At 31.5% G+C, this 14,876-nt stretch carries 7 protein-coding genes; all 7 read left to right on the top strand.

The annotated features are described in order from the left end of the window. Positions 1–245: 245 nt before the first annotated feature. Positions 246–2,810, top strand: a complete 2,565-nt coding sequence (gene secA, locus JX287_RS07080) for a preprotein translocase subunit SecA (protein ID WP_204644147.1) — start codon at positions 246–248, stop codon at positions 2,808–2,810. Positions 2,811–2,889: 79 nt separating this feature from the next. Continuing rightward, a complete protein-coding gene (locus JX287_RS07075; RefSeq protein WP_204644145.1) occupies positions 2,890–3,624 on the top strand; it encodes an NAD-dependent protein deacylase in 735 nt (244 codons plus the stop codon). Positions 3,625–3,636: 12 nt separating this feature from the next. After that, complete coding sequence (locus JX287_RS07070; RefSeq protein ID WP_204644143.1) at positions 3,637–5,397, top strand: ABC transporter ATP-binding protein; 1,761 nt, start codon at positions 3,637–3,639, stop codon at positions 5,395–5,397. Then, positions 5,384–7,123, top strand: a complete 1,740-nt coding sequence (locus JX287_RS07065; RefSeq protein WP_204644135.1) for an ABC transporter ATP-binding protein — start codon at positions 5,384–5,386, stop codon at positions 7,121–7,123. The genes JX287_RS07070 and JX287_RS07065 overlap by 14 nt, the downstream gene beginning before the upstream one ends. A 254-nt stretch (positions 7,124–7,377) precedes the next feature. Then, complete coding sequence (locus JX287_RS07060; RefSeq protein ID WP_275576623.1) at positions 7,378–13,500, top strand: ZmpA/ZmpB/ZmpC family metallo-endopeptidase; 6,123 nt, start codon at positions 7,378–7,380, stop codon at positions 13,498–13,500. Positions 13,501–13,638: 138 nt separating this feature from the next. Beyond that, positions 13,639–14,400, top strand: a complete 762-nt coding sequence (locus JX287_RS07055) for a copper homeostasis protein CutC (RefSeq protein ID WP_204644133.1) — start codon at positions 13,639–13,641, stop codon at positions 14,398–14,400. Then, positions 14,393–14,776, top strand: coding sequence for an SMU1112c/YaeR family gloxylase I-like metalloprotein (gloA2, locus tag JX287_RS07050; RefSeq protein ID WP_204644131.1), 384 nt, complete (start codon positions 14,393–14,395; stop codon positions 14,774–14,776). Before JX287_RS07055 ends, gloA2 begins: the two co-directional genes overlap by 8 nt. Positions 14,777–14,876: the final 100 nt, after the last annotated feature.

The raw sequence follows: 14,876 nt of genomic DNA, 5'->3' as shown, positions 1-14,876 counted from the left end.
AAAGGATGACATGAAAATAAAATTTTTATGATAAATGTTTTATGTCATTCTTATTTTTTATTTAAAATCAAAAAATATATAAATTCATTTAGCTTTATTAGTTGGATGAAAAACGTAGTTAATATCAACTTAAAATCGTATTATTGTTGTTGCTTTAAAGATAAATGGATGTTATAATTAAGAGATGAATTATAATATGATTATAAAATCATTAAATAAGAAAATATGTCGGAAGGAAAATGTTAATGGCTATTTTAGGAAAAATATTTGATGCTAACAGAAGAGAAGTAAAAAGCTTATCAAAATTAGCTGACAGAGTATTAGCTAAAGATGAAGAATATTCAAGTCTTAGCGATGAACAATTACAAAATAAAACTGAAGAATTTAAAGCTTACATTGAAGAACAAAGAGAAAAAGGAAAAGATACAGCGGATATTCTAGATAAAATTCTAGTAGATGCATTTGCTGCAGCTCGTGAAGGAGCATTTCGTTCTTTAGGAATGAAACCATATAAAGTTCAAATCATGGGTGGTATCTCACTTCACCGTGGGGATATCGCAGAGATGAGAACAGGGGAAGGTAAAACTCTTACTGCAACAATGCCTGTTTATTTAAACGCATTAGCTGGAGAAGGAGTACACGTTGTTACAGTTAACGAATACTTATCTCAACGTGATGCTCAGGAAATGGGAGTTTTCTATAACTTTATGGGACTTTCTGTTGGGCTTAACTTAAACTCTTTAAATTCTGAAGAGAAAAGAGCAGCATACAATGCGGATATTACATACTCAACAAACAATGAGTTAGGATTTGACTATTTAAGAGATAACATGGTTAAAACAGTTGAAGCTCGTGTTCAACGTCCATTAAACTATGCCGTAATCGATGAGGTTGACTCAGTTCTTATCGATGAAGCTCGTACACCACTTATTATTTCTGGTGAAGGACAAGAATCAACTTCACTTTACCAAGTAGCGAATGCATTCGTTAAAACTCTGAAAAAAGCAGAGGAAGAAGATGGAAGTGATGGAGATTATACTTTAGATATTAAAACTAAAGCTATTCAACTTTCTGAAAATGGTATTGATAAAGCAGAAAGTTACTTTGGATTGAAAAATCTTTATGATCTAAAAAATGTAGACTTAACACACCATATTAACCAAGCGTTAAAAGCTAACTACACAATGGCGTTAGACGTTGATTACGTAGTTGCTGAAGATGGTGAAATTTTAATCGTTGACCAATTTACAGGTCGTACAATGCCTGGACGTCGTTTCTCAGAAGGTTTACACCAAGCTATTGAAGCTAAAGAAGCTGTACCAATTCAAAAAGAAAGTAAAACAATGGCGACTATTACATTCCAAAACTTCTTCAGAATGTATAAAAAACTTAGTGGTATGACAGGTACTGGTAAAACAGAGGAAGAAGAATTTAGAAATATCTACAATATGTTCGTTACAACTATTCCTACGAACAGACCAATTCAAAGGATTGATGCTCCAGACTTTATTTATGCTAACATGGAAGCTAAATTTAATGCTGTAGCACGTGAAGTAAAAGAATGTTATGATAGAGGACAACCAGTTCTTTTAGGTACAGTTTCTATTGAAACGAGTGAATTAGTATCTAAATTATTATATAGATATGGAGTACCTCACAAAGTACTTAATGCTAAACAAAATGAAAGTGAAGCAGAAATTATTAAACAAGCTGGACAACGTGGTTCAGTAACTATCGCAACTAACATGGCTGGTCGTGGTACGGATATTAAACTTGGTGAAGGTGTTCGTGAATTAGGTGGTCTTGCCGTAATCGGTACAGAACGTCACGAATCTCGTCGTATTGATAATCAGCTACGTGGACGTTCTGGACGTCAAGGGGACCCTGGTTACAGTAGATTCTATTTATCTCTAGAAGATGAGCTAATGGTTCGTTTTGGAGCTGATAGATTACAAAAAATCATGGGTAAAGATGTAGATACACCGCTTGAAAGTAGAATGGTAAGTAGATCGGTAGAAAGTGCTCAAAAACGTGTTGAAGGTAATAACTATGACTCACGTAAACAAGTACTTCAATATGATGATGTATTACGTAAACAACGTGAAATCATGTACGCTGAAAGAAATGAAGTATTAGAAAACGAAGTAGTTACTGAAATCATCCAAGATATGATTGGAGATGCAGTTGATAAAACTATGGCATTTATCATTGAAAACTTAGAAGCGCACAGTGAAAAAGAGGAAACAGAAGAAATCATTAAATCACTTAATGAGAAGTTCTTAGGTCAAAAACCTATTACTGAGAGTGAATACTCAGATGTTATGTCTGATGATGAAATTCGTGAATTAGTATTACACAGAATTAATTTAGAGTTAGCTGAGAAACGTGAGTTACTTGGTGATGAAACTATGAATTCATTCGAGAAATACATTCTTCTTAATGCAATTGATGATAGATGGACTGATCACATCGACCAAATGGATCAACTTAGAAAAGGGATTTTCCTACGTTCATATGGACAAATTGATCCACTTCGTGAATACAAAACTGAAGGTTACCAAATGTTCGAGGACATGATTGATGACATTCAAGTTGAAGTTGTTACTAACTTAATGCGTATTAGAGTAGAACGCCACGAAGAAATCGAGATGAAACAAGAACCAACGAACCTTGTAACTAATGATAGTAAAGAACATATCGCTCGTGGTCCAGTTAAGAGTGCTTCTCGTGAAGAGAAAAAAGCTCGTATCGAAGAGCGTAAACAACGTATCAAAGAGTTAAAAGCTCAAAAAGATAAAGAAACTAATTAGTAGTTAATTTAAAGAAGGAGACTTAAAAAAGAGTTTCCTTCTTTTCATAGCTTTTATAATATTATAAGGAGGTAGTATTATGAATAATATAGAAAAACTAAGAGAAATAATAAAATCTAACGATAATATTGTGTTTTTTGGTGGTGCTGGTGTTTCTACAGAATCTGATATCCCAGATTTTAGAAGTGCCAATGGAGTTTTTAGCGTAGAACTTAATCGTCATTTCACTCCAGAACAACTTGTTTCAAGAACGATGTTTGTGAAGTATCCTGTAGATTTCTTTGATTTTTATAAGAAGCATTTGGTCTATCCAAATGCTAAACCGAATAAGGCGCATTATTATTTAGCGAAGTTAGAAAAACAAGGTAAGTTAAAAGCTGTTGTTACTCAAAATATAGACACACTTCATGAACAAGCAGGAAGTAAAAATGTTTTGAAACTACATGGAAGTGTGGATGCTAACTATTGTACGAAGTGTAAGTCTTTTTATAATTTAGAGGATTTCTTATCTAAAACTGAAGAAATACCTAGTTGTGACAAATGTGGTGGGATTATAAAACCTTATGTAACTCTTTATGAAGAAGAACTTGATATGACGGTATTTAATGCTGCAATTAACTTTATAGAAAAAGCTGATGTATTGATTATTGGCGGAACTTCATTAAGTGTTTATCCTGCTGCTAACTTATTGCATTATTTTAGAGGTAAGTATTTAATTGTTATTAATAAAACTTCTACACCACAGGATAATATGGCAGATCTTGTTATTAATGGGAAAATAGGTGAAGTCTTCTCGAAATTAGAAGAAAGATAAGGAGGAATGTAGATGTATTTATTTAGAAAATTATCTTGGTTTATGAAGCTAGAAAAGAAACGTTATAGTATCGGTATTATAGCTTTAATTTTAGTAAGTATTTTCAACCTAATTCCGCCCAAGGTGATAGGTAATGTTATCGATAAGATTGAAGCAGGTAATTTAACAAATGGTCAGTTATTTCTAAATGTAGGTTACTTGGTTTTAGCTGCTCTTGCTATGTATGCTCTTCGTTATGTTTGGCGTGTGTATATTTTTGGTGCAGCATATAATTTAGGTCGTATTTTGAGATCAAGATTATTCGAACATTTTACAAAGATGTCACCATCATTCTTCCAAAAGTATCGTACGGGAGATTTAATGGCACATGCAACCAATGATATAAACTCAGTAGCAATGGTTGCTGGGGGTGGAGTTATGTCCGCGGTAGATGCAAGTATTACTGCCCTAGTTACATTATTTACAATGATATTCTTAATAGATTTTAAATTAACTTTAATAGCGATTATCCCTTTACCATTTTTAGCGTATGCTACAAATTATATTGGTGATAAAAACTATGAAAGTTTTGAAGAAGCGCAAGAATCTTTTTCTGATTTAAATAATAAGGTTCAAGAAAGTGTTTCAGGGATAAAAGTTACTAAAACATTCGGTTATGGTAACGATGAAATTAAGAGTTTTAAAGAAGTGAATAATAAAGTATTTGGAAAAAATGTTATTGCAGCTAAGTATAATTCATTATTTGATCCTATGGTATTAATTTTCGTTGGATTATCATATACACTTACTCTTATTTTTGGTGGTATTTTTGTTTCTAATGGAGAGTTATCTGTTGGTGAGTTAGTAACTTTCGTTACGTACCTTGATATGTTAGTATGGCCGCTTCAAGCGATTGGTTGGTTATACAATATCTCACAACGAGGAGAAGTATCATATAAACGTATAGAAAGTTTATTAGCTGAAGTTAATGATGTCGATACTAATTTAGATAGTAAAGTTAAAGCTGAGAATGGTAGACTAGAATACAATATTGATAACTTTGAATTTGAAGAAGGTAAAACCTTACTAAGAGATATTAAATTCGCAATTGAAAAAGGTCAAACCCTTGGTATTGTAGGTGTTACCGGTTCTGGTAAAACTACGCTATTAAGACTATTATTAAGAGAGTTTAATATTAAAACTGGTAATATCAAGCTTAATAATAGAGATATTGCTGAATACAGTCTAAGTGACTTAAGAAAACTTATCGGATATGTACCTCAAGATCAGGTGCTATTTGCTATGTCGATTAAAGAAAATATTCGTTTTGCGAATCCTTTAATCGATGATAAAAAGGTAGAAGAAATTACGAAAATCTGTGGTCTATATGATGATATAATGGCCATGCCTGAGAAGTTTGATACGATTGTTGGAGAGAAAGGTGTTAGTCTTTCTGGAGGTCAAAAACAACGTTTAGCTATGAGTCGTGCTTTGATTATTAATCCAGAGATATTAATTCTTGATGATTCATTATCTGCCGTTGATGCAAAGACTGAGCACATTATTTTAGAAAACTTAAAAGAACAACGTAGTGGTCAGACAAATATTATTACAGCTCACAGACTATCTGCGGTTGTTGAAGCTGATTTAATAATTGTTTTAGGTGAGGATACTATTATCGAAAAAGGTACTCATGATGAGTTAATAGCAAATAACGGTTGGTATAAAGAGACTTATGAAAGCCAACAAATGGAAGAAAGCTTGAAAGGAGGAAATGAAGATGTCGAAAAGTAAGACGTTTTTTAGATTAATGCGCTATATGTTTAGATATAAAGGACTATCAGTATTAGCGTTATTATTTATATTACTAACTTCTATAGTAGCGACAGCAATTCCTCTTTTAGCTCAGTATTATATTGATAACTTTATTACAAAAAATATTGCTAAAGCAGGGTTATATATATTAATTATTTATTTTGGATTATTTATTCTAAGAGTAGTATTTACATTTTTAGGAGAATTCTACTTTGCAAGAGTAGCTCATAGTATAGTAAGAGATTTACGTAATGATAGTTTTAAAAACTTACAAAAATTAGGGATGTCTTACTTTGATAAGACTCCAGTAGGTTCTGTTGTATCTAGGTTAACTAATGATACACAAGCTGTTGCAGATATGTTTGGAACAATTTTCTCTAGTTTCTTAAATACTATTCTTATGTTTGTAGTAACACTTTCTGCAATGATTGCTTTAAGTTGGCAACTTACTATATATATGATCTTATTCATTCCTGTTATGGTTGGTTCTGTGTATATGTATCAGAAGTTATCTAGTAAACTTGTAGAAATTTCTCGAGCGAAAATTAGTGAAATGAATACTAAGTTGTCTGAGTCAATCGAAGGTATGAAGATAATTCAAGCATTTAACCAAGAACAACGTTTAATAGATGAATTTGGTAAGGTTAATAATGAGCACCTTCGTTATTACACTAAATCATTAAAAGTTGATAGTCTATTACTACGACCAGCTATGGCTTTATTTAAAGTATTAGCATATGGGGTTATTGTTACGTACTTTGGTCTAAGTTTTGAAAGTGCTGGGTTTACAGCTGGGATAATTTATGCATTTATTCAATATACGAATCAACTTTTCAATCCTTTAATTGAACTAATGCAAAACTTTTCAATTCTTCAAACTTCTATAATTTCTGCAGGACGTGTTTTCACACTTATAGATAATGAAGAATATGAGCCAGAACAAAAAGAAAGTGATTATAAGATTTCACGTGGTGATATCGAGTTCAAAAATGTTAGTTTCTCATATGATGGTAAACGTGATGTACTTAAAAATATTTCATTTAGTGTTAAAAATGGTGAAAGTATTGCTTTCGTAGGAGCAACTGGTTCTGGTAAATCATCAATTATGAATCTTTTCCTTAGATTTTATGATTATGATAGAGGAGAAATACTAATTGATGGTGTTGATATTAAAGATTATAGTTCTAAAGAATTAAGAAATAGTGTTGGATTAGTTCTTCAAGATCCATTTTTATATCACGGGACAGTAGAGTCTAATATTAAGATGTATAATGAAGAATTAACAAGAGAAGATGTTATTGAAGCGGCTAAGTTCGTCGATGCACATAACTTTATTGATAAACTTGAAGATAAGTATGATAGTATAGTTACTGAAAGAGGGGCAACTTTTTCTAGTGGAGAAAGACAACTACTTACATTTGCTAGAACTATAGCAAGTAAACCGAAAATCTTAATCCTTGATGAAGCAACAGCGAATATTGATTCTGAAACAGAAGAATTGATTCAAAATTCGCTTGAAAAAATGAGAAAAGGTAGAACGACTATAGCAATTGCTCATAGATTATCTACTATACAAGATTCTAACTGCATCTATGTACTAGACAAAGGTGAGATTATCGAATCTGGAACACATGAAGAGTTAATTGCTCTAAAAGGAAATTATTACAAAATGTACCAACTTCAGGCTGGTATGTTAAATAAATAGATTTAAACTGGAAGTGAATAAAGTAACTTTCAGTTTTTTATGAAGAAAAAATGAATAGATATAGTATGAGTTAACATAAATTTAAAGTGTTGATTATAATTTTGTAAATCTTATATTAAAAATAAATACTAATAAATCAAAGTATAAATCTTATGACTGTTTTCTTGCATTTAGTTTAGAAAAAGCTTACAATTAATGTATTAATTATAAATAAAATTAATCTTAGTATCATATTATGAAAGAAGGGTATAAAGTTGAGAAAATATTTAGGGGAAAAATATAATAAGTTTTCGTTAAGAAAATTGACTGTTGGAGTTTGTTCTATGACGATAGGATCTTTTTTCTTAATGTCGACTGTTCAACCTGAAGATTATATAGTGAAGGCAGCAGATAATGCAATTGTCCACTATAAATACGTAGGAGAAGATAAACTTACTGATAAAGAAAAGGAATTAATAAGAAAAGAAGTACCAAACATTGTACAAAGTACAGAAGAAACATATTACTTAGTGTTTAAACCGACTAAAACAACACAACTAAACAAATTACCTAATACTGGGTTAAATTATGGAGTAGGAAGTATGCTTCTAGGAGGTATGCTAGGTCTATTAGTAGTTGCTGTAGCAAAAGGTAAAAATAAAACACGTAAAATATTATCAATACTGTTAGTTACGAGTATGGGAGCAACTACTCTAGAGCTACCTGTTCGCGCTATGGAAGACTTACAATTGTCGGTTTACAATATGGATTATAATCTAAAAGTTGGAGATAAACTTCCTAAGATTTCTTCGATTCCTGGATATAGTTTTGTTGGATTTATTAAAAATGAAGATGAAACTAAAAAAGTAAATGAAGAAGTTAAAGAAAATGTTACGCCACAACAAAATACTAAAAAACAACCGAAGTTAAATGAAATTATAAATTCAAATACGATAGACAAAAAACTGGAAAATAAAACAATATCAAATAATATTGACAAAAAAGAAGATAAAAAAGTATTAGAAAATAATAATAAAAAAGAGGATAAAAAAGTATTAGGAGTTAATACAGTCAATCCTCAAGATGAAGTGTTAGCTGGAAAACTGACTAAACCTGAGTTAATATATACTGATAAAACAGTAGAAACATCAATACAATATAATCAAATTATCGAAAATAATGATCAGTTGCCTAAAGGAACAACAAGAGTAAAACAACAAGGAAAAGTAGGCAAAAAAACTGAAGTTATAAGGGTATTTACCGTAGAGGGGAAAGAAGTTTCTAAAGAATTAATTTCTATTAATACAAAAGCACCAGTTTCAGAAATTATAGAAAAAGGAACAAAAAAAGCAGTTAGTACTATTACTCCAAAAGGTGAAAAATTAGTAAAACCTGCTGTTGAAGTAAAACCTGAGTATAAAGGGGTGCAAGCTGGAGCGATAGTAGAACCAGAAAAAGTCGAACCGCTAAAAGAATATACGGGAGTACAAGCTGGAGCGATAGTTGAACCTGAGAAAGCAGAAGCACCGAAAGAGTACACAGGAGTGCAGGCTGGGGCAATAGTCGAACCAGAGAAAGCAGAAGCTCCAAAAGAGTATACAGGGGTACAGGCTGGAGCAATAGTCGAACCAGAGAAGGTAAATCCGCCAAAAGAGTACACAGGGGTACAAGCTGGAGCAATAGTGGAACCAGCAAAAGCAGAAGCACCGGAGGAGTACACAGGAGTGCAAGCTGGAGCGATAGTTGAACCGGAAAAAATCGAGCCACCAAAAGAGTATACAGGAAAAATTGATCCACTGAAAACAGAAAATCCAAAACCTACTGTAGAAAATAACAATACAGCAGAAATAAATAATGTTCCAAAAAATGCCAGTGCACTACTTAGAATGAATTTTGTAAGAAATAATCAAGCATTATCTGGAACGGGTTCAGCTACATTTATAGCTCCTAATGTATTGTTGACAGTAGCTCATAACTTTATTAGTAATTCAAATGATAATACTACAGGTGAATTTATAGGAGATAAAGCTAAAAATACATATGAATGGCAAACACCTGATGGACAAAAAGGTTCATTCACATCGGAGGATATACACTTCTATAATCAAAAAGGTTATCCAAAAGGATTTATCTACGACTTAGCAGTTATTAAATTGCCTGAATCTACAAGAAGACAATATGCGAACTTAGTGGAAAATTACTCGAAAGTAAATGTTAATGATAAACTAAATGTTCATGGATATCCAGCTGGGCAGTATACTCACTTAAAAGATACTACTGTAGAAATGGAACAAAAATATGCGAATAATACTTATGGTGTCCAATACCAAGGTGGAAAAGCTGGTATGAGTGGTGGAGGAATCTTTAACTCTAAAGGAGAAGTCATTGGTGTACACCAAAATGGAGCTCAAAATCGTTCAGGAGGATTGATTTTATCTCCAACACAATTAAATTGGATTAGAAGTATTATAAACGGCAAAGAAATTACACCTAAATATGATGCCCTTGAACGTCATAAAGATGAGAAAAAAGATGACACTAAAGAAGAAAAAGAAGTTATTAAAAAATTAGAACTTAGAAATATATCATCTGTAGAATTATATTCAAAAGATGGTACTAAGTATCGTCATGTAACTTCATTAGCTTCTGTACCAAATGACCCACAAAATTACTTCATGAAAGTAAAATCAGAGAACTTTAAAGATGTGATGCTTCCAGTTGAAAGTATTACTAATGCTGATAAAGATAATAGAGATGTCTATAAAATAGTGGCTCGTGTAAATAATCTGATACATCATGAAAATAATGATGTAATAGAAAATTATACATACTATTTACCAAAAACTCAGAAAAGTGAAACGGGAGTCTATACATCATTCAAAAATTTAGTCGATGCAATGAATAGTAATCCTTCTGGAGAGTTTCGTTTGGGTGCAACTATGGATGCTCGTGAAGTTGAACTTCCAGAGGGGCAAGAAAGTTATGTTAATAAAAACTTTAGTGGTAAGTTAATTGGTACAAACAATGATAAGTACTACGCAATATATAACCTGAAAAAACCACTGTTTGATGTGCTAAATGGTGCAACAGTACAAAATCTTTCACTAAAAGATGCCAATGTTTCTGCAAAACACAATGCTGCGACAATAGCAAAGGAAGCAAATAGTAACACTCGTATTAACAATGTTCATGCTGATGGAGCAATAGCTGGAGAACATGGAATAGGAGGATTAGTATCACAAGTTAGTAATTCTACTATTTCTAATAGTAGCTATAGAGGTAGAATAACTAATACATATAAAACAGTTGCTAGTTATCAAATAGGAGGATTAGTAGGTAAACTTTCAGGTTCGAATGCATTAATAGATAAGTCGATTGCCTCTATTGATATGGCAACAAATGCTAATACTGGAGATCAAGTTGTTGGGGGTATAGCTGGCGCAGTTGATAATAGTGCGCTAATTAGTAATAGTTATGCTGAAGGGAATCTAAATAATGTACAGCGTTTTGCTAATGTAGGGGGTGTAGTTGGAGATCTTTGGGATAGTTCAGGAGATGTGGAGAAATCTGGAAAACTATTAAATGTCTTAAGTGATGTTAATATTACGAATGGTAATGCTATAGCTGGAAAACATTTTGATAATATGAAAGCAACTAATGTATATAGTAATAAAAATAATAAGGTAGTGAACGTAGTACAAGAAGATGATGAAATCTTAACTAAGGATTCTAATATTCAAAGAGGAGAAGTATTAGAAGACGCACAGATTAGAGAGAAAAAAGCTATTTTTGTTGCTAAAAATACTGTTAAAACAGAAAATTTTAATTTCTCTTCTAGATATGTAACTGACTATAGAAATCTTGAAAATGCCGATTCATCAAAAGAAAAAGTATATAAAAATATAGAAAAACTATTACCATTCTATAATAGAGAAACTATAGTTAAGTACGGAAATTTAGTAGAGACTAGTAGTAATCTTTACAATAAAGAATTATTGTCAGTAGTGCCTATGAAAGATAGTGAAGTAATTAGTGATATTAATAAAAACAAATCAAGTATAAATAAACTATTACTAAATTACGTGGACAATACATCAGAGACGATAAATGTACAATATCAAAGTGATTTTTCAAATGTTGCCGAGTATAGTATGAACGGTACAAAATTAATTTACACACCTAATACCTTACTTCACAATTATAAAAATATTTTAGATGAAGTATTACCAGAATTAAATAAAGTAGAATATAAATCAGATGCAATTAGAAAAGTATTAGATGTTTCTAAGGATGTTAGCTTAACGGAGTTATATTTAGAAGAACAATTCAATACTACGAAAACTAATTTGAAAGATAGTTTAATAAAACTTCTTACAGCTGATGCGACAATAGTTGAAAACAACAATAAGATAATAGATAATTATGTAATCGAGAAAATCAAAAATAATAAAGAAGCTTTACTTCTAGGATTAACTTATTTAGAGCGTTGGTACAACTTCAAATACGGTGATACAAAAGCAAAAGATTTAGTTATGTATCACTTGGACTTCTTCGGTAAATCAAATAGTTCAGCGTTAGATAATGTTATCGAATTAGGTAAATCTGGCTTTAACAATTTATTAGCGAAAAATAATGTTATTACATATAATGTACTATTATCAAAAAATTATGGAACTGATAGTTTATTTGATACATTAGAAAAATATAGAAAAGTTTTCGAGCCGAATAAAACAAATAACGAATGGTTTAAAGAGCAATCTAAAGCATATATTGTAGAAGAGAAATCTATGATTCCTGAAGTACGTGAAAAACAATCAAAAGTAGGGACTCCGCAATCTATAGGTGTATATGATAGATTAACTAGTCCATCATGGAAATATCAAAGTATGGTGTTGCCGTTATTAACATTACCTGAAAAATCTGTGTTTATGATAGCGAATATCTCTACTATTGGATTTGGAGCTTATGATAGATATAGAAGTAAAGAATATCCTAAGGGAGAAAAATTAAACAAATTTGTAGAAGATAATGTGAAAGAAGCGGCTAAACGCTTTAGAGATCATTATGATTATTGGTACAAAATATTAGATAGAGATAATAAAGAAAAATTATATAGAAGTCTTCTAGTATATGATGCTTTCAAATTTGGTAATGATAATAATAATGAAGTTAGCCAAGCAGATTTTTCTACCGATCATCCTGCCATCAAACATTTCTTTGGACCAGCAGGTAATAACGTAGTTCATAATGCTAATGGTGCATATGCTACAGGTGATGCATTCTACTATATGTCTTATCGTATGCTTGATAAATCTGGTGCGGTAACATATACGCACGAAATGACGCATAACTCAGATAGAGAAATTTATCTTGGAGGATACGGAAGAAGAAGTGGTCTTGGACCAGAGTTTTATGCTAAAGGATTATTACAAGCTCCTGATCATCCAGATGATGCAACAATCACGATAAACTCTGTGTTGAAATATGATGAAGCAGAAAATACTAATAGACTTCAAGTAAAAGATCCAACTCAACGATTCAATAATGCAGAAGATTTACGTAAATATATGCATAACTTATTCGATTTAGTTTATACACTTGAGATGTTAGAAGGAGAAGCAGTAGCTAAGTTAGATGGCAATCAAAAATATGATCTATTGAGAAAGGTTGAGAATAAATTTAAACCTGATCCTGATGGGAATGAGGTTTACGCAACGAATGTTATTCGTAGATTAAAACTTGATGAGCTTAATAAATTAACTTCTTTCAATAGTTTAATAGAAAACGATATAATCACAAGAAGAGGGTATATTGATGAAGGTGAGTATAAACGAAATGGATACTACACAATCAATCTTTTTTCACCGATATACGCAGCTTTAAGTAATAATGAAGGAACGCCGGGTGATTTAATGGGACGTCGTATGGCGTTTGAATTGTTAGCTGCAAAAGGATTTAAAGATGGAATGGTACCATATATTTCTAATCAATACGCAGAAGAAGCAAAAGCTAATGGAAGCAAAATTAATTCATACGGTAAAGAAGTAGGATTAGTAACTGATAAACTAGTGCTTGAAAAGGTATTTAATAAACAGTATTCGTCTTGGATTGATTTTAAAAAAGCAATGTATAAAGAAAGAGAAAGTAAATTCAATAAATTAACTAATATTAGCTTTATAAACCCAAATAATTGGGGACGTCAAGAGACTGTAACTATTGATAGTATTAGTAAGTTAAGAAGTTTAATTAAAAGTGCGGTTCAAGAAGATGCTGAAGACGATGTGGCAAAATTATACCCTGATACGAATAGCAGAGTTCTTAAACTGAAAAAAGCAATCTTTAAAGCATATCTTGATAAAACGAAAGATTTTAGAACTTCTATTTTTGGAGAAGAATAATATATTTTTTAATATACTTAATAATAAGGGTATGAGATTTTATGTCTCATATCTTTATTTATATAAAAAGAATAAGTTTTTATTGTTATTTTGAATTGTGATATAATAGTATCAAAGAGAAAAAAGGAGATTTCAATTATGATAAAAGTTGAAGTATGTGCAAATAGTGTTCAAGATTGTTTAATAGCTCAGAGTGAAGGTGCTGATAGAATAGAATTAATAAGTGCAAGTTATTTAGGAGGGTTAACTCCCACTACTACAGTTTTGGATATGGCACTAGAAAGTGGAGTAGAAATTCCTATAATGGCTATGGTGAGACCAAGAGGAGGAGGATTTTGCTATTCTAGGTTAGAGAAAGAACAAATGTTCAGGGAAGCAAGAGAACTTTTAAAGCATGGAGCAAATGGAATTGTTTTTGGATTTCTTGCCGAAGATAGAAAGATAGATTGGGTTGAAACAGAGAAGATGATAGATCTTTGTAATAGTTTCGGTGCTGAAAGTGTGTTTCATAGAGCGTTTGATTGTTCAGATGAACCAGAATATAATCTGCAACGCTTAATAGGTTTAGGGTGTACAAGAGTTTTAACGAGTGGACTAGGAGCAAATGTTAATAGGGGAGCTAAGTTGTTAAAATATCTTCAATCAAAATATGGACGATATATAGAGATACTTGCGGGTGCTGGGATTACAACAGATAATCTTGGAAAAATAATTGAAAAAACAGGTGTTAGTCAGGTTCATGGTACTTTTAAAAAATATGGCGTGGATGTAACTACAACTGCAGATGATGTAACATACAGATATACAGAAAAAGGAGATTTTGAAGAAGTAGATCCAGTAGAATTAGCTAAGGCGATAGAAATAGTTAGAAATATAAATAAGGAAGAGATTAATGTTTAGTAATATTCATCATATAGCAATTATCGGAACTAATTATCAGAAGACTAAAGAGTTTTATGTGGATAAATTAGGGTTTAAAGTGCTAAGTGAACACATAAGGATTGAGAAAAATGATATTATCTTAAATGTACAACGAGGAAATTTAGTATTAGAAATTTTCATAAAAGAAGATGCTCCACCTAGACCTAAGATACCTAATCCAGAACATACAGGATTAAGACATTTGGCGTTTAGGGTAGATAATGTCGAGAGAATACTAGAAAAATTTGATGAACTTGGTATAGTTCATGAATCGTTAAGATATGATGATTTTGATAATAAGAAGATGGCATTTTTCTTTGATCCAGACGGATTACCTTTAGAAATACACGAATAATAAAAATAAACTCCTAACACTCTGGTACTGCACCCAAAAAGTTGGACAAAATATTAAGTTATTTTTGTTTAGTATTTTAAACTTTAAAGTCAGTAAATTT

The organism is Gemella haemolysans, from assembly GCF_901873445.1.
GTDB lineage: Bacteria > Bacillota > Bacilli > Staphylococcales > Gemellaceae > Gemella > Gemella haemolysans_C.
The sequence above is the reverse complement of the archived record's forward strand: the minus strand, read 5'-3'. Positions and strand labels throughout refer to the sequence as shown.

Excerpts from the sequence above, each read along its gene's own strand:
- gloA2 (WP_204644131.1), top strand. The coding sequence starts at position 14,393 with ATGTTTAGTAATATTCATCATATAGCAATTATCGGAACTAATTATCAG.
- JX287_RS07065 (WP_204644135.1), top strand. The coding sequence starts at position 5,384 with ATGTCGAAAAGTAAGACGTTTTTTAGATTAATGCGCTATATGTTTAGA.
- JX287_RS07070 (WP_204644143.1), top strand. The coding sequence starts at position 3,637 with ATGTATTTATTTAGAAAATTATCTTGGTTTATGAAGCTAGAAAAGAAA.
- JX287_RS07055 (WP_204644133.1), top strand. The coding sequence starts at position 13,639 with ATGATAAAAGTTGAAGTATGTGCAAATAGTGTTCAAGATTGTTTAATA.
- secA (WP_204644147.1), top strand. The coding sequence starts at position 246 with ATGGCTATTTTAGGAAAAATATTTGATGCTAACAGAAGAGAAGTAAAA.
- JX287_RS07075 (WP_204644145.1), top strand. The coding sequence starts at position 2,890 with ATGAATAATATAGAAAAACTAAGAGAAATAATAAAATCTAACGATAAT.